Below are 21713 nucleotides of genomic sequence, written 5' to 3'. Positions count from 1 at the left end.
AACAAATTCTTTTTATTGATAATTAATAAAGTAAGCAAGAAATATAAAGCCGCTTGCTAATACAAAAAGTGCTAGAGCAAAGCGCCAAATAAACGCAGCCCATTCTCCCCAATCTAATTTCACCACACCTAAACAACCAATTAAACTAGCTGAGGTGGGAATTAAAATGTTGGTTAATCCATCACCTAATTGAAAGGCCAATACTACAATTTGCCTTGATACATTGAGCAAATCGCCAAGTGGAGACATCAGCGGCATAGTGATGGCAGCTTGGCCTGAACCCGATGAAACAAAAAAGTTAAATACACTTTGAAACACCAGCATTCCCCAAGCTGCAATGTAATCTGGCACACTGGCTATGCTACTTGCACAGTAATAAAGCAGGGTGTTGAGAGTTGAGGGAGTGGTTAAATCACTACCGCCTAATAGTAATACAATGCCTTTAGCCAGTGCGACTAATAACGCCGCTGGCAATAATTCTTGTGCACCGTGTTTAAACGCTTCCGCGCACTCATTCGCGGTTAGCTTTTTAAACACGATGGCAATTATTGCACTGATAAGGCCAATACAAAAAAACTGTGCAGCAAGCTCAGGAATATAATATTGGCGCGCCATCACCCCCCATACAACCCAGGCTATGCCCAATACAAACACTAATAATGTGAGTGCATCGGCTAGGCTGAGTTTAATCGTTGGCTGATCACCCGTTTTTTGGGATTGTGTTTTTATCCGTTTTGCATAGCGCATTGTAAACACGAGGCCTACAAGGGTAAAACAAGCCCACGCTAACATACGAAAGCCCGCACCAGAAAATACTGGGATTTCAGCTATCGATTGCGCTATAGCAATGCTAAAAGGGTTCATCCATGAGGTGGCAAAGCCTATTTGCGTGGCCACGTAAGTTGTAAGTACAGTGACTTTAGCGTCGTAGCCAAGTTGTTGCATAATAGGGAGCAGCACAATACAAAATGCAATAGCCTCTTCGCCCATACCAAATACCGCGCCGCCTAACGAAAATAGTAAAAACAGTAAGGGAATAAACAGCCATTCAACCCGCTGGGTTTTATTAATAAGTGCCATAATGCCGTTATTAATCGCGCCGGTTTTCATAATAATGCCAAAGGCACCGCCAGTGATTAAAATAAACGCCATTACGCCAATAGCTGCACCATATTTATCACCCGACACTAAGCCTTCAAACAATACATTTGCTAAACCAATGTCGCCACCTTGTGCAAAAACAGGTGGTGATTGTTGGTCGTTAACGGCTTGATATTGTGAAAGCTGCACAGTGTGGCTACCAGATTCTGCATTAAATACCCCAGGGGTAATAAATACCGTGGCCATATAGGCAACCACTGCCACACACAGCAAAATGATGCTTGCATCTGGCATAGAAAATTGTTTTTGTTTCATAATTTCACTTTAATAAAAGGTCATTGTGTTGATGCGTAAATAAACGCTTAAACGTACTTTAGCACTTAATAGGCAGTGTCACTGTAGCCATGACCTGTAATAAAAGGAAGGCCGCAAAGCGTTTGCTTTGCGGCTAAGCGGTTAAAAGCGGTAGCTAATACTTAATTTATAATTAGCACCTAGGGCATTATGATTAATTGAATCAAAGCCACGGCTTGAGCCATAAAGAGTGGGTGGCTCTTTATCAAAAATATTATTGATGCGCGCGCGCAAAGTCAGCGATTTATTAACATAAAAACCCGCTGATAAATCCCAAACGAGCCAGTCATCAACCTGATGCTCACCTTTTGAGTCTAATACGCCAAGCGAATCTAGCTCATCAATTTCACGACCACGCAGGCCTTCTATATCATCTTCGTAGCTGCTGGTGTAGTTTGCACCTAAGTTAAGGTAGTAATTTTGCGCTTCCCAATCTATTGACATACGCGCAATATTTTCAGGGTAACGATAAGTTCCTACCAACTTCTCTAACGAGTCAGACCCCGGTTTATTACGTTCAAACTCAAGGTAATGAGTACCGTCAAACGCAAAGGTTAAATCGCCGCTTGGTAAAACAAACCTATGGTCAAACTTAAAGTCTATGCCTGCTAATGTTTGTGACCCAGTGTTTTCAAGTGGGATAGCATGATCGCGAAACAACGGTAAAAATAGCTCGTCATCACGTGGGTTAAATTCATCTATATAACTGCTTAAAATTTCAGTTAAATTAGCGCCGTCTTGCTCTATGTTTAAACCACTGGTGTCGGTGACATCACATAATGCTTCATCGTACGATATGCCTTGCTCGCCCGGTGGGACAATGCCACAGTGACGAAGTGACGCATCAGTTATAGCGCGGTCGAGCACTGCGGTCATGTTGGTATCGATTACTTCTTCATGATCAAACTGCCAATAATCAAGGGTTAAATTAGTATTAGCCGATGGACTCCATGCAAAGCCAACACTGATAGCCTCAGATTCTTCTGCATTTAGATTAGGGTTACCTAACTCTAACGAATTAACACTCACTTGGGTGCCATCACCCATACAGTATAAATCGGCTACAGCTTGGTTGGCACCACAGTCAAAAGTAGATTGCGTGGTTCTTAATTTAACGCCAGCTTGAGTTAATGATGGTGCTCTAAACGAGGTTGACCATGAACCACGAACAACTAACGAATCAGTCGGGCGATAGCTCAAACCTATTTTAGGATTAAAGGTGCCACCAAAATCATCGTAATGATCGTATCGACCCGCTGCTTGTAGCTCTATTTGCTCACTCAGTGAAATACTTAATTCAGCAAACGCTGCATATTGAGTGCGATCGGCCTCTGATAAACTAGAGCCAAAGCCAAATACATCAACAAGATAGTCTTTATCTGCTTGAGCTTGTGAATTAAGCGAAGGAATGTCGCTTAGCTCTTCACGTCGTGCTTCTACCCCAAATGAGGCATAGGCTGGTAGGTCGTTAAAGGTAAATAGTTCACCATTAAAGTTAGCATCCCAGCCGTAAACAGTACTTTCTCCACTGCGTGTTGGGCGAGCTTGCGCTGTTGCCAAAACGGCATCATTAGCGGCGTCGCCTTGAAGGAAAGGGTTGTAAAAAGGTAGCAACTCCCCAGATGCACAATTTAAGTCAGTACCGTCATAACTTGCCAGCGTACCGTCTGAACATAGCTCGCCTGTAATCGCGCCATGGAACTTGTTGCGATTATAAACCCCTGCAATCGCTTCTTGCTCTGAACGTGAGCGAGAAAGAGTAACACCAGATTCCCAACCCCAATCACCAATTTCACCACTTAGGCTACTTACTAAGCGAAAGTTTTTCGTTTCTACTTCCACCGTTCTTGGGGCATTAAAGCGCGCATCAAATGCAAAACCATACACTTCTCGACCACTTTGAGTATCAAATGGGTCAATGTAGAGTTGATCTAATAAATCATTACTACCATCGGCATTATCGTAAATAAATAAGGCGTCTTCTAAAACATACGGGCCGTCGTCGTCATTAATTTGGTTAATAGGTGAGGGCGATGAATACGCTTTTGCCTTGGTCTGACTGTAAAAAAAATCAGTATGCCATTGTAGACCACCAAGCTCACTATTAAACATAAAGCCGGTTGAAAGGCTTTCAAATGGCGTTTCTAGGTAATCATCTTGATTAGGGTAGTAAGCACAAATTTGTTCATCAAGTTCAGTAGTAACTAACTCGGTTTTGCAGTTTGGTGATGGAAGTTCGTTACCATCTCGGCTGCTGAAATAATAAATATTAGGTGAGTTCTCCAGCTTAGGTAAATAGGAGTAACCATTCACTAATGAAGGTGAGGCGGTATAATCGCGATCGGTCGCTTTAAAAGCGTTACGGTCATATATATCTGCAAATACCGTTAAGTTACTCTCGCCTATTTTTGTACCATACACTAAGTTTAATTGTTTTTTACTTTCGTCATGTTGATCAAAGCTATCGGCAAACGAAGTATTGATTTCAGCGCCTTCAAAATCATCTTTTAAAATGTAGTTAATAACACCCGCTACAGCATCGGCACCATAAACGGCTGATGCACCGGTGGCTAAAATATCAATACGTTCAATGGCCGCAAGTGGAATAGAATTCACATCTACAAAGTTTTCAGTGCCTGCAGCAAATGAGCTAGGCGCAACTCTTCGCCCATTTATTAATGTAAGCGTTGCTGATGGCCCCATGCCTCTTAAGCTCGCTGCTGATTGACCCGCTGGTGTTGAGGTAGACGTACCGCCACTTTCAGAGGTTGAAAATGTGCCACTTCCGCCTTTAAAAACAGATAAATCTTTGAGTAATTCATGAATAGTATTAGCGCCAGAGCGTTTGATTGCATCTTGGTCTAGCACGGTTAGTGGAATAGTGCCTTCCAGATCAACGCCTTTTAAGCGAGATCCTGTTACTTCTACTCGTTCAATGTTGGTATTAGTTTGAGTTTCTTGTGCATACACACAAGTGACAGGGCTCAGTAAAGCGCTTACTGTGGCCGCAATAGTTAGTTGACGAAACATTGTAGTACCTTTTGTCTTTTTTAAGCGCGCAGAAATAGGTTTAATATTTCTTAAGGCTTTAATTATTATGGTTTTTAGACAGGGCAATGGTGAAATGACACGCTGAGCCCCTCACAGAAATTAGTGAGGTGGTGGGCTACTCGTCAAACCACTCCGAAAGGTAGTGTGGTGAGTAGAAATATGTTGTAAGCAATGTTGCTTTTTTAAACATAATTCTCGTTCCAAAAAGGTTTTTGACAAAGCTAGCAAATGGGTGCTAGCTTACTCGCGTTTTAAAGTTCCTTTTTTTTATAGCAAGTGAGAGACGCTCTCGCAAGTTATTTCTTATAATTTTTTACATGAGTGTAACATAATGGAACGAATAAATTTACCAAACAAGCGGTTAGTTAAATCGCGAATAATAACCGCTTTTTACTCAATTTTAATTGCTTTTTCGCTACAATTAAGCGCAAAAGAGTCTAATCAAACTCTTGTTTTAGTGGGTGGAGCTCTCACAACATGTGCCAGTTTAAGCTCTAAAAACTGTGAAAAAAATACTCAGATCTCGGGTAAAACGCATAATGTATTTGCGCTCTCTCACACTAAAATTAGCCAAATAAAGCAACAATGGCCCAGTAAAAATAGCCAAGCTAAAAATAACACTATTAAAAATTTAGCAACAATGCAGGCTAAGTCATCGCCCACATTATCGAAAAAAGAACTGTTATGGTTGTGGCGCGATATTGATAGCAAACAGCTCAATAGTTTATCGGATCAAGAATACAATTTTGTAATAGATATGCTTGAAGTAGCGCAAATCCAAAGCGACAACAAGCGACTAAAAGAGCAGGTAAATACTGCGCTTAATAGCGAATCGGCGGCGACAGAGATTTTGCAGTTTATATCGGGTAGTTTAAAAGTTAATGATACTAACCCGAGTATACTGGCCATTACCGCCTCAAGTAGAGATCCTTATGAATCTGCTGATTTTTATGAAGGATTACTAAGCTTCCCTAATGTAAATTCGCAATGGCTTGCATTAACCCCTGCGCTTGCTAAAGCAATAACCACCAACAAGTGTGATGATTTAACCACGCTTAGGCACTCCGAAATGGGACTATATCAACGCGAACATATTTACCCTGATCGCACACAAGCTGAATATCAATTGTGTAAAAAAGGCACCGACGCTTTAGTAGAGCTAATAAAAAACAGTACCGGTGTGATGTTTAATGGTGGCGATCAAAGCCTAACTCGAAAAGTATTATTTGATGAAAATAACCAGCCTTACCCTTGGACAAAAGCATTACAGTCTCGCCCTGTTATTGTTGGAACAAGTGCAGGTACCGCGGTGCAAAGTGGTGGGCAAGCCCACGCCGGGAATGTGGTGATGATCACCAATGGCACTAGCTTGTCGGCATTGAAAGAAGGCGCACAAGCCATTGATGCCCCAAGTGAACGCTCAAACAGCGATAGTTTAACTTACAACCGCTTTGGGGGTTTAGGCACATTTAGTTACGGTGTACTCGATACACACTTTAGCGAGCGAAACCGTACATTAAGACTAGGCACTTTGCTCGACGACTTAAGCGCAAACCAAGATCAGCCGACATTCGGTTTTGGTGTAGACGAAACCACCGCTCTAGTGGTGATTAAATCTGAAGCTGGCAATTTAATGACTGTAATTGGCAAAAATGGTGTAGTGATGGTTAAATCAACAGGGCAAGCTCAGGCTAAAACTAAAACCTATAGTTACTCTTATTGGCCTGTGGGCAGTGTGATTGATATTAAAAATAACGATTTTACCTTAAGTCAGCGCAGTATTAGCCAAGCATTGCCAGCAATTAAAATACCGCCTTTACCAGTTCAGCGTTTTGGCAGTATTTTAACGCAGGCCAAATTACGCTCTTTAACGCAAGCCATGTGCCTTAGCCAAGAACAAACGGCTGTTGGCCAGCAAGATGAGTTTATTATTAGCCTATCTACCACGCCTGAGTCGGCATATCACCGTATTAGTGCTGCGCAGTATGGCTGTGCGGTGAGTAATTTAGAAATTGCAGTGAGTACCTTTTAATTTAATGCCACGCAAGCTAATTTAATTAAACACGCTGCTTAGTTGATTTTAACTTTAGCGGCCATACTATATTTAAAGCGTGTTTATTAAATCACAACAAAAGGAAGGTTCATGAGTAAAGTAGCGGTTATTTATTTTTCGGGATATGGCCATACCAAAAAAGTGGCTGAATTTGTAGCTGATGGAGCAAACGCTCAGTTTATTGCAATCGATGAGAATGGCGACATAAAAGACACCGATTGGGATGCATTAAACAATGCAGATGCCATTATATTTGGCGCACCTACTTATATGGGCTCATATCCTTGGCAGTTTAAAAAGTTTGTTGATGCTACCTCTAAAGTTTGGTTTACCATGGGGTGGAAAGACAAAGTATTTGGCGGGTTTACCAATAGCGGCAGCCTAAATGGCGACAAACAAGTCACTCTAATTAGTATGCAAACGTTGGCTTCGCAACATGGTGGAATTTGGGTAAGTCTGGGGTTACCACCAGCCAATAAACTGGAATCAACTCGTCAAGATATCAATAACTTAGGAGGTTCAGTTGGTGTATTAGTGCAATCACCTACTGATGCAGATGAATCTGCAATTCCATCAGGCGATTTAGAAACGGCTCGTTTATACGGCGAACGTGTAGCTGATGTGGCCAAACGCTTAAAGTAAAAGTCACTCGATAAAATAAGTTAAAAAAGCCACATTGTGTGGCTTTTTTAGTTTGATAATTCCAATTTTTGTTGTTTGTGCTCTAGCTGGTATAAGCTTGAAAATTGACGTTTATGAACTTCAAATAAATACGCTCTTAGCTGCTCTTTACCATGGTGAATGTGTTTAATTTTTGCTGCTATGCCACACTTACTCTGCCTAACCGGTTCTATATCTAATGATATCGCCGCTTCGTTGGGTAAAATAAATTGCATATTCTGCAACTCATCAAGTTCACTGTGTACTGATGTGGGTTTTAAAAATATCCCTGTGCTAGATATAGATTCAATGCAAAAACCTTGGCTTTGGATATTTAATTCGCTCAACCGCCAGCTGCGCTGAATACCTTTAGTGTCAATTACTTCGGGGGCTTCTAATACAGTACTGAAATGGCCTAATTCATCGGTTTTAAATTGAAGTGGGAACCATAGTTGGTAGTGGGCTACTTCTGCTAATAAGGTTAATTTAGCTTGACCAAGTAAATGCGCAATACCATCTGGTATTGATGCTTGTACTGTTAACTTTGTTTCATTGATTAATGCACTACTTTGACTAGGTTCAAATAAGCCAGATAAAAAGTTAATTTCTTCGTCAGACAAATCCATGTATTTTCCTTAATACCTAAATTGTGGATTCTATTCCTCACAAGGTTACTGCCCAATGAATGAACAGTTTATTATTTTGTAAGCTCCGCATAGCGCGGCTAAATTTTTATACAATTAAAAATTTCAACCTTCCTGATTGAAATTTTAAGCTGTTGATTTTAATTGATTTTGTTTATTTATAAACTCAGTGAGTTAAATAGTTGTATGCGTTTTTTAGTATTTTAACCTTATTATCACCAATAAGTTAAGTAATAAAGTGTACAAAATTAAAACGCTTCGCGATGTTTTTATATCAACAATGCGTAAATGAGACTTAGGTCTAGCTTACGAAGCATAAGGAAATACTTAGAATAGCGCCAAATAAAAATGGGGTTTAAGGGGTTCCAAATGCAATTAGAACGAATTCGTCGTAGCGACTTACACAACAAAGTAATGTCTGCAGAGCAGGCCAGTTTATTTATTAAAGACGGTATGACCGTGGGTATGAGTGGTTTTACTCGTGCCGGTGAAGCGAAAGCTGTACCACGTGCGCTTGCAGAGCGAGTGCGTGAAAACCCAATGAAAATTAACCTAATGACGGGCGCGTCATTAGGAAACGACTTAGATAAGCTACTAACTGAATCAGGTGCGTTAGCGCGTCGTATGCCATTTCAAGTAGACAGCACATTACGTAAAGCGATTAACAACGGTGAGGTCATGTTTATTGACCAGCATTTATCTGAAACCGTTGAACAGCTACGTAATCATCAGTTAACGATGCCTGATGTAGCGGTCATTGAAGCCGTTGCTATTACCGAAGAAGGCCACATAGTACCTACAACGTCAGTGGGCAATTCAGCCAGCTTTGCTATTTTTGCCAAACAGGTAATTGTAGAAATTAATATGTTACACCAGCCAGAGCTTGAAGGGCTGCACGACATTTATATTCCATCTTATCGTCCTACACGTACGCCAGTGCCGCTAGTGAAAGTAGATGACCGCATTGGTAGTACTGCAATTCCAATTGATCCGGCTAAAATTGTGGGTATTGTATTTACCAATCAAAGTGACTCATTTTCAACCGTTACCGACCCAGATGCAGATACAGCCTCTATTGCACGTCACTTAGTGAACTTTTTTAAAGAAGAAGTAGCACAAGAGCGTATGCCTGAAAACCTAGGCCCATTACAAGCCGGTATAGGTAACATTGCCAACGCAGTAATGATGGGTTTATTAGACTCTGATTTTAAAGACCTCACTATGTATTCAGAGGTACTACAAGATTCTACCTTTGATTTAATTGATGCGGGTAAACTTAATTTTGCATCAGGGTGTTCAATTATTTTATCAGAGCGTTGTAACTCACAAGTATTTAATAACCTTGAAAAGTATCGTGATAAGCTAGTACTTCGACCACAAGAAATGTCGAATCACCCTGAAATTGTGCGTCGTTTAGGTATTATTGCAATTAACACGGCACTTGAGTTTGATATATATGGCAACGTTAACTCAACCCATGTGTGTGGTACTAAAATGATGAACGGTATTGGTGGTTCAGGCGACTTTGCACGTAATGCGCATGTATCGGTGTTTGTAACTAAATCAATTGCCAAAGGTGGCGCTATTTCAAGTGTTGTGCCTATGGTAAGCCATGTTGATCATACTGAGCACGATGTTGATATTTTAGTAACCGAGCAAGGCCTTGCTGATTTACGCGGTTTAGCGCCACGCGAACGTGCAATTGAAGTCATTAAGCACTGTGTACACCCAGATTATCGCAACGCCATGCTTGACTACTACGAGCGTGCATGTGTTCGTGGCGGTCATACGCCTCATATTTTAGAAGAGGCATTCAGCTGGCATACCCGCCTTGAGCAACAAGGCACAATGAAGCAAAGTTAATACATAAAACCCCGCATCTGCGGGGTTTTTATTTTGTAATTAGTCTAAAATATTAGACTCAGACCAAACCCTAAGATCGTGAAGAATTCCTAGTGCAGAGCGCCCAAACTCAGTGAGCTCGTAGGTGACAGCAATAGGTCTAGTGCTGATCACCGTCCTTAAAACCATCTTATTGGCCTCTAACTCTTTTAAACGTTGATCTATCATTTTTTTGCTCGCTCCACCTAACATTCGAGTTAGATCATTAAAGCGAACAGGTTCATCTTTTAAGTGATAAATAATAGAGCTTGTCCACTTCCCGCCAATTAAGCGCATTCCTTTTTCAATAGCACAAGGTTCTAAGCAGGCATTTAAAACTTTTTTTTCTTCCCTTACTATCTGTTTCTATAGAGCTTTCCAAAATTTAACCTCTAAAATAGGGTGGTTACTAAAAGTATACTAATTGAATCTATTCTTCAGGTAACTATTATATACCACATTAAAGTAAAGACCAATTTTTGTACTATTTTTGGAGAGATCACATGAGCAAGGTACTCATTATAAATGCACACCAATATTATTCTTTTTCAGAGGGCAAATTAAATGCCACCCTAGTTGATGTAGCATCATCGATACTGATAGAAAAAGGCCATGAAGTTAAAACCGTAACTATGACAGATAGTATTGATGTAGAGGCACAATTAGCACTTCATAAATGGGCTGACGTTGTCTTACTGCAATCACCTATTAACTGGATGGGCGTGCCATTTTCGTTTAAAAGATATATGGACGAGGTGTATACAGCCGGTATGGGTGGCGCCATGTGTAATGGCGATGGTCGTCACCAGGACGACCCAAAAAGCGGTTATGGCACAGGTGGCACACTTAAAGATACTAAATATATGATGTCACTCACATTTAACGCACCAGAGGAGTCATTTAACAATTCAGAAGAATTTTTTAATGGTAAAAGTGTTGACGACTTAATGTTCCCAATGCATATGAACTTTAAGTTTTTTGGTATGACAGCAATGCCTACCATTGCTTGTTTTGATGTTATGAAAAACGCCGATATAGATACTGACTTAGCGCGCTTTAAAGCACATATAAGTACACACTTTTGAGAGGAAACACAATGACTAATGCATCACAGTATACAAATAAACTTCTTCCGGGGAGTCGTTTCCCAAAGATTAATTGCCCTGTACTAAATAGTAACGAAGTAGAGTTAGGGCGTGTCCAGCAAGACGCTGCTTGGCAAATGGTGGTTGTGTATCGTGGCCAGCATTGTCCTATGTGTACGCAGTATCTAAATCAGTTAGAAGAAATTAAACAGTCATTACAAGACATTGGAGTTTCTTTAATTGCTGTATCGGCCGACAGCGAAGCGCAGTTGTTAACACATAAAGAGAAGTTATCAGTGAGTTACCCCATTGCGTTTGAATTAAAGCCTGAACAAATGAATGCGTTAGGGCTGTATGTTTCTCAACCTCGCAACGCTCAAGAAACAGACCATTTATTTGCTGAGCCTGCTGTGTATGTATTGAATGAACACGGTACAGTACAAGTTGTTGATATCTCAAATAATCCATTTGTAAGACCTGATCTGTCTACTTTATTGCGAGGTATAACTTGGATTAAAAACCCTGATAATAATTACCCTATTCGTGGAATGCATAAAGGTTAATGTTTGATGGTTTAAGTTTGCCACTATGATCTGTAAAATAACTGCATATTATTTACAGACTCGCTATGGCGAGCAACACAGAGTAACCATAATGGAAAACAAACTAACTGCAATCGATACACTCGCTGAACTTGAAAGTTTTTTACTGCAAGTTGAAAACGGCGGCCTAGGTTTAACCGGCGTAGCAGGCGTGGGTATGGCAACTAACAATGCTGACGGCAGCCGTTTTGTAGCCGTGTTTGATGACAAGCAACAACTTTTATTAGCACGTGAAATTACCGAAGAGATCTTCCAAAGCGGACAAGACATGGTGCGCAACGGCGTAGGGCGTAAGCACTAGTACCTTACTACTAATTTAAAAAGCGCCAAATGGCGCTTTTTTTGTGGTTTTATTTTAAACAGGTGTCAAATATAAAATAAATTTACACAAATGGCACGCTATGTAATGGTTTCACTAGTTTTATTATGTAAAAGCGAAATAGCTCAGGTGAAATCATCAATATTCAACCGTTATCAGGTGTTAGTTAGTATGGACTTTATTGCTATCGGACTTTTCTTTTTAGTTCTTCTAATCGCTTTATCTATTGTTTGGAGCACGCTAAAAACGGGAATTTCACCGATGATGAGCTCAAACAAAGCGCGCCAAACTATGCTTAATGCAATAAGCATGGATGAAAAAGGCGCATTAATTGATTTGGGTTCAGGTTGGGGGACGCTCGTTATAGCGGTTGCTAAAAATTATCCTAATAAACATGTTATTGGCTATGAGTTATCGTGGTTTCCTTGGATGGTTTCAGTGCTTTTTAAATATAGTTTGGGTTTAGGTAATCTTACCCTCTATCGTAAAGACTTCAAAAATGCCGATCTTAGTTCTGCGTCTACTTTGGTATGTTACTTGTTTCCTGGTGGTATGGTAGCGCTTGAAGATAAGTTAAAGCATGAAAAAGTTAATAATAAAATCACTATTGTGAGTAATACCTTCGCTTTACCTTCATGTAAACCAACTAACGTTATCAAGCTTAAAGATTTTTACCAAACGCCTATTTATGTATACCACTGGCAATCCAAATAGAGGGATATTATTTGGATTCAGTGCTTAGTTGATGTCATATTTTTTATCCATAAGTTCATGTTATCTGCAGACATTGGTTTGGCAATATAATAGCCTTGCCCATGATAGCAACCCATATCTATAAGTACTTTTTCGAGCTCTTGCGACTCGATCCCCTCTGCTATTAGGTTAAACCCAAATGCTTTACTTAGCGCCACGATACAGGTAACGATGGACTTGTCTTCATGGTCTGATAGGAGCTTTTTAACAAAGCTTTGATCTATTTTTAATGTATCTAAAGGTAATTTTTTTAAGTAACTCAAAGAGGCGTAACCTGTACCAAAGTCGTCTAACGCAATACTTACCCCTAAATTTCGACAGCCATTGAGAACGTCGACTGCCTGTTCAACGTTTCCAATGGTGGTGCTCTCTAAAATTTCTAATTCGAGGGTTTTTGGTTTTATATTATTAGTGCTGATGAGTAACTCTCTGAGGTTTTCAACAAAGCCCTCACTAAGTAAATGAGCTGGAGAGATGTTTACACTCATAGAAAGATGATTTCTAGTCCAAATTTTATGTTGTTTTAAGGCTTCAGCAAGTACCCATTCACCAATTAATATACCAATGTGTGGGTGCTCTAATGCCTCTGAAAAGTGACCAGGGTAAAGTAAACCCAAAGTAGGGTGATTCCAGCGTATTAAGGCTTCAACGCCAATCAACTGGTGATCCATTAAATTTACCTTTGGTTGATAATGTAGAATAAACTCTTTACGAGCAATGCCTTTTTCAGCAGCCAATAACAAATCATGTCTTGCATGCCTTAGGCTTTCTTCCTCTGGATCAAAAAACAGAATCCGGTTTGTTCCTGATCTTTTTGCTTGGTACATAGTTTGATCGGCTCTTCGTAAAATGTCATCACAAGTTAAGCCATCATCACTGGGAAGTGCAACGCCGATGCTGACTGAAATTTGAACGGAGCACGAAAACTCTGCTAATTTTATCGGATCATTTACCTCAATCAGCACGTCTTGTAACAGAATCTCATATTCTTGTATTGTGTGCGCAGCCCCTCTTAATAAAAGGATAAACTCATCTCCACCAATACGCGCTAGTGTATCTTCCTTGCGTAATGTGTTTTGTAGCCTTTGGGCAATGGTTTTCAACACGAAATCTCCGATTTCGTGACCGTATTTGTCATTAATAGGTTTAAAGTTATCTAAATCTAAATAGGCAACGGCGAGCTTTTGGTGAGATGTAATAGCTTGTTGAAGTTGATCGATTAAAATAGGGCGGCTTGCTAGGCCTGTTAGGCTATCGTAATGTGCCATGACATGAAGTTTTTTCTCTGAGCTTGCGCGTTGAATAGAGCTAGATATAGAGTGTATCAACTGAGTGCTTTTTAATTGGTTTTTAAGTAAATAATCGCTTGCTCCTAGTCGCATAGCTTCTGCTGCTATTTGTTCATCTCCCAATCCCGTGATCATAATCACAGCACAATGATTATTTACAGACTTTCTAATATTATCTAGCAGGGTAAGCCCGGAGCCGATACCTAATCGATAATCCACTATGACACAATCAAACTCCCCATGTTCAAGGTAAGACATCGAGCTTTCAATAGAGGAAGCCTCTGAAATTTTCGCCTGTATGTTAGAGCGAGATATCATACGACGTATATGTTCTCTATCAACCGCATCGTCATCAACAATGAGTAGATTAATAGTGTCGCAGCTTTCAAAATCATCTATTGAAGTTCTCATATCCATATCTCTTGCAAAATGGCTTATTCAAGCTCAATGGCTTGTATATAAGCATCCATAAGTATCGCTAACTTGGCAAACTGCGGGCCAATTGCATGTTTAACCATATAACCTGCTACGTTGTTATGATACGCGCGAGTACGATCATTATCCTCATTGGAGGTCGTTAGTATAAATACAACGGTATTGTTCAAGTTTTTATCTTTACGAATATGGTCTAAAAATTCAAACCCATTCATCACTGGCATATTTAAATCAAGTAATACCAAGTAAGGCTCCGATATTTCTTTTTGTTGCGCTTTTTCTCGTAACGCATCTAGCGCAAGTTTTCCGTTTTGTTTCCAAATTATTTTAATTTTAGGATCAACTTTTTTTAAGCTTCTTGTAACGGCTTCCGCGGCAACATCGTCGTCCTCAACAAGTAGTATGGATAGATTTTTGATCATAAATTCTCTTTCCTAGCAAAGCGTGGCCACCAAACATGAAATGTTGACCCTTTGTGCGGTTCATTTGAACTAACTGAAATGCGCCCACCATGGGCTTGTGCAAGGCGCCGACTAATAGACAGCCCTATACCTGAAACCGACTTATCATCGGAAGTTGTTTGAAACAAACTAAAAATACGCTCGTAAGCCTCTGGTGGTATACCGGGTCCATCATCAGTCACAGTGATATGGCAAAGCGTATTTTCTGCTACACAACTAATCTCTATAGTTCCTTCTTTACTGTCATGGTGTTTAATAGCGTTACTTAATAAATTACGGACCACGGTTTCAAGTGGCGTCCATGCAGTCACGATGGTATTTAATTGAATGTCTTTATGAATCTTCATTCCAACTGGTAAATCTAACAGTTCGGTAACGTTATAAATTAATTTATGCATATCGATTACTTGAGTATCTAGGCTGGCTTTACCAGCTCTTGCATAGGCCAATAAATTATCTATTAACGTCTCCATTTTGTGAATACGATCATCAATACGCGTTAAGTTATATTCGACTTCAGGCGTGGTAGTGCCCAAATCTTCTTTTACCCATTCAATTAAGTTTGAAATGCCTCGCAATGGAGAGCGTAAATCATGAGAGGCCACATAGGTAAATTCTTTCAGGCTAGTGTTATTTTCTTTTAGCTCGGTTTCCATTCGTTTTCGTTCTGTTATATCTAACAAGGACACAAATACCATGTCTTCGTCATTTGTGTTTATAAAAGGACTCAGGCCCACTTCAACTGGGAATTCTTTTCCATCTTTGTGTAAGGCGGTTAAATCTCTGCCTACTCCCATACTTCTGACACTGGGTTCACGATGAAATGAATGGCGAAGTGCTGAATGGTGCCCTTGATAGCGCTGCGGTAATAGCATTTCCATTTTTTTATCGAGTAATTCTATTTCACTGTAGCCAAAAGATTTACATAACGATTGATTAACCGCTTGAATAATGCCCGCTTGGTCTACTATTAACACACCATGTGGTGCAGCCTGAATAGAGCGTTGAAACATATTGTTAGCGCGCAGCCTTTGCGATATATCAACCAGTGTGGCTAAAACTAACTCTTGTTGTCCGTGTATTGGGTTTAAGCCTATTTCGATTGGGATTTGCTTACCATTTTTTTGACTCGCAAATAACTCACGACCTTCACCCATTAAGCGTTTTCGAGGGTTAACAAAAAACTGACTCATCAAATGGGTATGGTTCGCTTTAAATTGCGCTGGAAGTAAACTATCTATGTTCATTCCTATGAGTTCTGAATCCTCATACCCCAGTATTTCAGATAGTTGACTATTGGCAAAAAGGATCTGAGCATCGGTATTGACTACCATTGCCCCCATGGGTAAACAACTAACTAGTTGAGTTAAAAAGGCTTCGTCCATATTTACATTTGAACTAGGTGAATTAGATTTTTTATTTACTTTTTTAAGGTCCATCAAGCATCCCGCAAGTAAATGTAGTTCCTATAATATAGTAATAGTCGAACAAGTATTGAACAGCAAATTTATAGGAAGATCATGTTATTTAAATGCCAATTTTAATAGTTTCTTCTTATATTTTAGCGAGTCATTATGGTTAAAAAAGGCACATTGATTTAGGATCGGGTTGGGGTATGTTGGTTTTAGTGCTTATTAAATATAGTTAGTGTTTAAATAATCTTACTCTCTATTGCAAAGACTTCAAAAATGCTGATCTCAGTATTGCTACTATTTGTGTTAACAGTTTCTTGGCGCTCGGCAGGGTTTGAAGACAAACTAATGTATAGTAAATGGTTTAATCTTGACTCCAGATATATATTATTAAGTAGCTCCTCATAGCTGCACATCAACGAACTCAATCCAATACATTAAAAGTAGATACGTGCTTCTTTATTATTTGAAAAGTATTTAACTGTGGCGTCACATAATCTCAATACCATGGAAATCAAAAAGCAGAAAAACAGTCAGTAAATTAGTCGGTGCGATAAATGTGCGATATTTTTTATTATTAAATTAGGTAGTACGAAAGGAAAGCAGTTTTTATTGAATAATATAGAATTATGAAAGGATTTAAATGGTCGGTATGGAGAGATTCGAACTCTCGACCCCTGCCACCCCATAAAAATTACCTGTGTTCTTTAGTGTACAAAAGTGACTTAACGTGTCTTATCGTGAAGTATTTAAAGTTATTGTAACTCATTGCTATTGAAAGGATTGTGCTTTTAAATTATACCTAGTGAATGAACGTGAAGTTTAGTGAACTAAAATCAGCTCGTGCGATAAATGTGCGACAAAAATTTAGAGTTAACTCTAGGTGTGCGAAAAATGGCGTCAATTAAAGTAAAATTAACTGAATCTATACTCAAAAATATTCCTTTGGAAATTACCAAAATTAATGACACTGAGATCTCCGGTTTTTATCTTAATGTTGGAAGACCAAATAAGGAGGGTAAACGCTCACAAGTATATTATCTGTATTACCGCCTTGGAGGCCGAGGTTCAAGAGAAAGAAGATTAGCCTTAGGCAGCTCATCGGTAATAACAGTGAGTGAGGCCAGGCAGCTTGCTAAGCAATATATTGGTGATGTGTCGCGTGGTATTGATGTTTTTTTACAAAATAAGAAAGCAGCGCAGATTGAAAAGCAAGAAAGCGCCTCACCGACAATTGCTGTGCTTGCGAATGAGTTTATAGAAAGAGATATTAAAGCTAACCGTAAAGATGTAGACCCTGTTATTAGAATGTTTGAAAAAGACATTTTGCCCTTTATTGGTAATTACAAACTTAAAGAAATAACCCGCCGTGAAATTTTTGAAAAGGTGCTTGATCCAATAACTGATAGAGGTGCTAAAACGCAGGCGAATAAAACACTATCCATTCTAAAGCAAATGTTTAATTTTGGTGTTGAGCGAGATTTAATCCAAGGTAATCCCATCAGCACAGTGAAAAAGAAAAGCGTGGGTGGCCTAGAAAAGTCGCGAACCAGAGCGCTCGAATTTGAAGAAGTGATTCAAGTATTTGACCGACTACCAAAGCTAGGTATAAGCCAACAAGTTATATACGCATTGAAGTGTATTACTTTAACTGGTTGTAGGCCAATAGAAGTCACAGGCGCACAGTGGCAAGAGTTTGATTTTGATAAAATGATATGGACAATCCCAGCCGAGCGCGTTAAGCAAAATAAAAATGGCGAAAGAACTCATAAAGTACCGGTTACTCAAAATATGGTTATTTTGCTTGATGAGTTACGCGCAGCATTTGGCTATCTCAACTCTAAATATGTATTCCCGAGCACAACAACCAATAAATCAGGTCCAGGTGAGCAGCCTATTGATAGGCATTCACTATCACGCTCTATCAGTCGTAAACTAGAGCAATTGGGTGTACCAAAGTTTGTACCTCATGATTTACGTAGAACCGTTTCTACTAGGTTGGGTGATGATGATATCGGTACAGACCCTATTGTAATTGAAAAAATACTTAATCATCAATTGCAGGGCGTACAGGGCGTTTATAATATGCAGGAGTATATGGAAAAGCGTCGCAAAGCTTTGGAAGAGTGGGGAGGGAAGGTTTACTTCAAATAGTAAAGCTAATCTTACTCTGGTTTAAATCGATTTACAGTCTCTTTTTTGCATTTTTTCTGTAAATAAGCGACTAAAAATTATCTTATGTTGATTTTTATGTTATTCTCAGGGCAACAAATTATTTTGGATTATAAATATAATGCTTATTGATTTTTCTGTGAGGAACTATAGATCGATCAAAGATACTTTGACCTTTTCTATGCTTAAAAGCTCAAGTTCTGAATTAATGGAAAGTAATACTTTTAAAGTAGAAAAGCCATCAATTGAACTACTACGTTCTACAGTCATTTATGGGGCTAACGCTTCGGGAAAGTCCAATGTAATAAAAGCAATTAGAACCCTCAAATCTTTAGTTATTTCTTCAGCAAATGATCGCAACTCAGGTGAAGAGTTAGATGTAAAGCCTTTCAAATATGATGATATTTGTGCTCAAAATCCGACAGAATTTGAGATTACATTTATTTTTGATGGTATCAAGTATCAGTATGGGACAGTTGTAAGTCGCAACCGAATCGAAGATGAGTGGTTAATTGCTTATCCAAAAGGTCGACCCCAAAGATGGTTTACAAGAATTTATGATGAGAGTTCAGGTGAAACGCTTTATAAATTTAGCGAATCATTTCACGGTCCAAAATCTACATATCAAGAGACAACAAGAGAAAATTCACTGTTTCTTTCTAATGTAGTCCAACTAAACAATAAACAGCTTTTACCCGTATATAACTGGTTTAAGGAAAAACTGCATTTTGGTGGTATCTTTGGTTATAGTAATGTTTTTTCTGCTAAGTTATGTACGGACAAAAAAACTAAAAAAGAGCTACTTAACTTCTTAAATGCCGCTGACATGTCTATTGATGATATTAATGTAAAAGCTGTAACATTTAATGTAGATGACTTACCTGTCGATGTTCCAGAGGAGGTTCGATCCCATCTTGCTAATGAACTAAAAGAGCATGTTGATTACGAAGTAAACATTATCAGAAATGATCATAACGGGAATCCTGTTTCTTTAGAGATTGATGAGGAGTCAGATGGGACTCAAAAGCTATTTGGTTTGATTGGACCAGTTATCGACACACTTAATTCTGGATTGATTTTAGTAATTGATGAACTACATTCGAATCTACACCCAAAGATGGTTGAATATCTAGTTTCATTGTTTAACAGTAAAGATATTAATAAGTATAACGCTCAGCTTATTTTTACTACTCATGAAACATCAATTTTATCTCAGGATATTTTCAGAAGAGACCAGATTTGGTTTACTGAAAAGGTCAATCTAGAAACTAGTTTATATTCACTTCTTGACTTCTCTCCTAGAAAGGGGACGGAAAATATTGAATTAGGTTATTTATCAGGGAGATATGGAGCACTTCCATTTATTGATAAACTAATTAAGTGGGTAAATTAGATGGGAAAAGATGATATTTTCAACCGTAGAAAAAGAGCTGCAAAGATAAAGCAAGAAAGAAAAGCAGCAAAACGAGCACCATATGAAACGGTTTTAGTCGTGACTGAAGGTTTAAAAACTGAGCCTAACTATTTAAATGAGCTTGTATCAAGATACAAGCTCAGTGTAGCAAATATAGTAATTGATGGTGAATCAGACTCATCACCGAGCAGCATATTAAAGTACGCAAAACAGCAAGTTAAAAAGTCAAAAGCAAAGGGATTTAACTATGATCGGATCTATTGTGTATTTGATAAGGATAGCCATACTTGTTACGAAGAAACGGTGATAGCGATAAGAAACCTTCCGGGATACTATTGTATTAAGTCAGTTCCATGTTTTGAGTATTGGTTACTGCTTCATTTTACATATACGACAGCCAGTATTGTTAAAGCAGGAAAAAAGTCCCCAGGGGATAAGACACTTCAGAGGCTTAAAGAGTTTTTGCCAGATTATAGTAAAGGAGCAAAAAATACCTTTAGTCAATTAGAAGATAAATTAAATGTTGGTATTAGAAACTCTAAAAAATCACTCGAAGAGAGTTTAAAAACTGGGTGTGATAACCCTTCTACTAATATGCACGAATTAGTTGAGTTCTTAATCAATATTAAAAAGTAGAGTTTAATTTTGATATAGGGTTACTTATTTAGTTACAACTTATTTCATGTTCCGCAAATTTGATTAGATTGTAATGTAATTTCGCAAATCTGATTTTCATCATACTTCCAATGTTGTAAATCTGATTTTGCTGTACACCCAGCATCCTCGATTAGTAGAGTTTCTTCTTCACACAGCAATAAAACCGCGTTTTTCTCTTGAATAACGATTTTTAACTGATAATCTTTAAATACTTCCAGTTTGGCTTTATCGTTTCTTAATGCGTCTAATAGTAGTTTTTGTGGATCAGTATAAGTTTCAGAACTAAACTTCAATGTTCCATCAACAGCTGCGGAAATATCTTTTAATTGTGAGGCAAGGTCAGCCATTTTTTCAGGGTCATGAGCATTAGCTGAGCTAGAGCAGCCCACAGATAAAATAATTGTTATAATTAAAAAAATGTATTTCATTTTAAATACTCCACGCTGTTAGATTTCCATTTTCGTCTTTGCCGTTGTCTAAGTTCCAATTGTAAATTTGGGTGCATTGTTCATCATTAAAAACAGCATTTGCAATATTTGATATAAAATATTTAATATTTTCAATCGCCAAATCAAATACTTCATCATAGTGCATCACTCCTTTAGGAGTATTAAGGTTTTCTATAAAGTTATAATCAATTTCATCCTGCCTTGGGTATAGAAGGCCATTCTCAGCCGCAACGTGTCTCGCCCAAGGGAAAAGCCTGTAGCCTTCTTCAGCATTATTTACAACTAATTGAAAACCGCTGTGCCAAATATCAAAATTTGGTGCGGTTGAATGAGCATATTCACTATGTATGCTAGTTAAAGCGTGACTCCAAATTTTCTTTATATCATCATCGAGGCAATTATCTTGATTTGTACATGAACCAATGTTTAGCTCAACTCGATCAGCCAGACCAATTTCCCCAAGATTTAGCTTAGGCCAGATAAATGAATCTTGGTTCATTTCGCATGTTCTGTGTGCTGCCTGGTTATGTTCATATAAGCCAACTTTTAGTTCGACTACAGGATGTATAGTTATATCTGCTGCTACATGCGACATATAGCCACAAAGCCATGCAAAGCATTTTTCTTTTGCAAACCCTTCAAGACTTTTGCAATATTTTACCGCCTCTTTAATTACATCTCCTGTATTTTGATAATGCATTAAATCAGCCCATTTATTTTGTTCTGAATTGCCAACAGCGAGATAAGGATAATCAGGTGACACGCAACCTAATTCAATATACTTCTGGTTTGTACTTAAAATTAATTTTGCTTGGTTTGGAATATCCATTTTTGAAAGGGCGTTGTTATCAGTTGCTAAATTAGCAGCTGTTATATGTGCGAATGCACCAGGCATGAGTAAGTCCTTGTACTAAATCTTTA

The 21713-nt window shown here is 38.7% G+C and carries 18 protein-coding genes and 1 pseudogene; 10 read left to right on the top strand and 9 right to left on the bottom strand.

Annotated features, from left to right (window positions below; genetic code table 11):
* Positions 1-12 precede the first annotated feature (12 nt).
* Together yfcC and QL989_RS10295 are read right to left on the bottom strand one after the other, a co-directional pair.
* Positions 13-1416: a putative basic amino acid antiporter YfcC gene (gene yfcC, locus QL989_RS10300; RefSeq protein WP_138570819.1), complete on the bottom strand. Its 1404-nt coding sequence runs from the start codon at positions 1414-1416 to the stop codon at positions 13-15.
* Positions 1417-1557: 141 nt separating this feature from the next.
* Entirely contained in the window at positions 1558-4485 is a 2928-nt protein-coding gene (locus QL989_RS10295) for a TonB-dependent receptor (RefSeq protein ID WP_290170289.1), read from the bottom strand.
* A 352-nt stretch (positions 4486-4837) separates the two neighbouring features.
* On the opposite strand from QL989_RS10295, the gene QL989_RS10290 reads away from it, so the two are divergent.
* Together QL989_RS10290 and QL989_RS10285 are read left to right on the top strand one after the other, a co-directional pair.
* Positions 4838-6538, top strand: a complete 1701-nt coding sequence (locus QL989_RS10290; RefSeq protein WP_290170286.1) for a cyanophycinase — start codon at positions 4838-4840, stop codon at positions 6536-6538.
* A gap of 111 nt (positions 6539-6649) precedes the next feature.
* Positions 6650-7201 carry a flavodoxin family protein gene (locus QL989_RS10285; RefSeq protein WP_290170283.1) on the top strand — a complete coding sequence of 184 codons (552 nt, stop codon included), beginning with the start codon at positions 6650-6652 and terminating at the stop codon, positions 7199-7201.
* A gap of 47 nt (positions 7202-7248) precedes the next feature.
* On the opposite strand, the gene QL989_RS10280 is transcribed toward QL989_RS10285, so the two are convergent.
* Positions 7249-7845 (bottom strand): hypothetical protein, encoded by a 597-nt coding sequence (locus QL989_RS10280; protein WP_054200650.1) that lies wholly within the window; start codon positions 7843-7845, stop codon positions 7249-7251.
* 387 nt (positions 7846-8232) lie between these two features.
* Between QL989_RS10280 and QL989_RS10275 the strand changes: the two genes are divergently transcribed.
* Positions 8233-9726: an acetyl-CoA hydrolase/transferase family protein gene (locus tag QL989_RS10275; protein WP_008468433.1), complete on the top strand. Its 1494-nt coding sequence runs from the start codon at positions 8233-8235 to the stop codon at positions 9724-9726.
* Positions 9727-9765: 39 nt separating this feature from the next.
* On the opposite strand, the pseudogene QL989_RS10270 reads toward QL989_RS10275, so the two are convergent.
* Positions 9766-10126, bottom strand: a pseudogene (locus tag QL989_RS10270) (helix-turn-helix domain-containing protein).
* Positions 10127-10247: 121 nt separating this feature from the next.
* On the opposite strand from QL989_RS10270, the gene QL989_RS10265 reads away from it, so the two are divergent.
* From QL989_RS10265 to QL989_RS10250, 4 genes are all read left to right on the top strand, one after another.
* Positions 10248-10829 (top strand): NAD(P)H-dependent oxidoreductase, encoded by a 582-nt coding sequence (locus tag QL989_RS10265; RefSeq protein WP_198522966.1) that lies wholly within the window; start codon positions 10248-10250, stop codon positions 10827-10829.
* An 11-nt stretch (positions 10830-10840) separates the two neighbouring features.
* Complete coding sequence (locus tag QL989_RS10260; RefSeq protein ID WP_290170277.1) at positions 10841-11392, top strand: redoxin domain-containing protein; 552 nt, start codon at positions 10841-10843, stop codon at positions 11390-11392.
* Positions 11393-11483: 91 nt separating this feature from the next.
* Positions 11484-11732: a hypothetical protein gene (locus QL989_RS10255; protein WP_008114111.1), complete on the top strand. Its 249-nt coding sequence runs from the start codon at positions 11484-11486 to the stop codon at positions 11730-11732.
* A gap of 147 nt (positions 11733-11879) precedes the next feature.
* Complete coding sequence (locus QL989_RS10250; RefSeq protein ID WP_290170274.1) at positions 11880-12464, top strand: methyltransferase; 585 nt, start codon at positions 11880-11882, stop codon at positions 12462-12464.
* 17 nt (positions 12465-12481) lie between these two features.
* Here QL989_RS10250 and QL989_RS10245 read toward each other — a convergent pair whose 3' ends face one another.
* Genes QL989_RS10245 through QL989_RS10235 form a run of 3 tightly spaced genes read right to left on the bottom strand, consistent with a single transcriptional unit; the run spans position 12482 to position 16127 of the window.
* Positions 12482-14203, bottom strand: a complete 1722-nt coding sequence (locus QL989_RS10245) for a GGDEF domain-containing response regulator (RefSeq protein WP_290170272.1) — start codon at positions 14201-14203, stop codon at positions 12482-12484.
* 23 nt (positions 14204-14226) lie between these two features.
* Entirely contained in the window at positions 14227-14649 is a 423-nt protein-coding gene (locus tag QL989_RS10240; RefSeq protein WP_290170269.1) for a response regulator, read from the bottom strand.
* Positions 14646-16127, bottom strand: a complete 1482-nt coding sequence (locus QL989_RS10235) for a PAS domain-containing sensor histidine kinase (RefSeq protein WP_290170266.1) — start codon at positions 16125-16127, stop codon at positions 14646-14648. The genes QL989_RS10240 and QL989_RS10235 overlap by 4 nt, the downstream gene beginning before the upstream one ends.
* Positions 16128-16994: 867 nt before the next feature.
* Between QL989_RS10235 and QL989_RS10230 the strand changes: the two genes are divergently transcribed.
* The 3 genes from QL989_RS10230 (at position 16995) to QL989_RS10220 (ending at position 20322) form a co-directional block, all read left to right on the top strand.
* Positions 16995-18254 (top strand): tyrosine-type recombinase/integrase, encoded by a 1260-nt coding sequence (locus QL989_RS10230; protein ID WP_290170265.1) that lies wholly within the window; start codon positions 16995-16997, stop codon positions 18252-18254.
* Positions 18255-18393: 139 nt separating this feature from the next.
* On the top strand, positions 18394-19665 hold the full coding sequence (locus QL989_RS10225) for an ATP-binding protein (RefSeq protein WP_138764981.1): 1272 nt from the start codon (positions 18394-18396) through the stop codon (positions 19663-19665).
* Positions 19666-20322, top strand: coding sequence for an RloB family protein (locus QL989_RS10220; protein WP_138764980.1), 657 nt, complete (start codon positions 19666-19668; stop codon positions 20320-20322). It begins immediately after the preceding gene.
* A 44-nt stretch (positions 20323-20366) separates the two neighbouring features.
* Here the strand turns inward: QL989_RS10220 and QL989_RS10215 are convergent, their stop codons facing one another.
* Both QL989_RS10215 and QL989_RS10210 read right to left on the bottom strand, forming a co-directional pair.
* Positions 20367-20771 (bottom strand): hypothetical protein, encoded by a 405-nt coding sequence (locus QL989_RS10215; RefSeq protein WP_138764979.1) that lies wholly within the window; start codon positions 20769-20771, stop codon positions 20367-20369.
* A 1-nt stretch (position 20772) separates the two neighbouring features.
* Entirely contained in the window at positions 20773-21687 is a 915-nt protein-coding gene (locus QL989_RS10210; RefSeq protein ID WP_290170260.1) for a zinc dependent phospholipase C family protein, read from the bottom strand.
* Positions 21688-21713: the final 26 nt, after the last annotated feature.

It is taken from the genome of Pseudoalteromonas sp. APC 3224 (assembly GCF_030407535.1).
Lineage (GTDB): Bacteria > Pseudomonadota > Gammaproteobacteria > Enterobacterales > Alteromonadaceae > Pseudoalteromonas.
The sequence above is the reverse complement of the archived record's forward strand: the minus strand, read 5'-3'. Positions and strand labels throughout refer to the sequence as shown.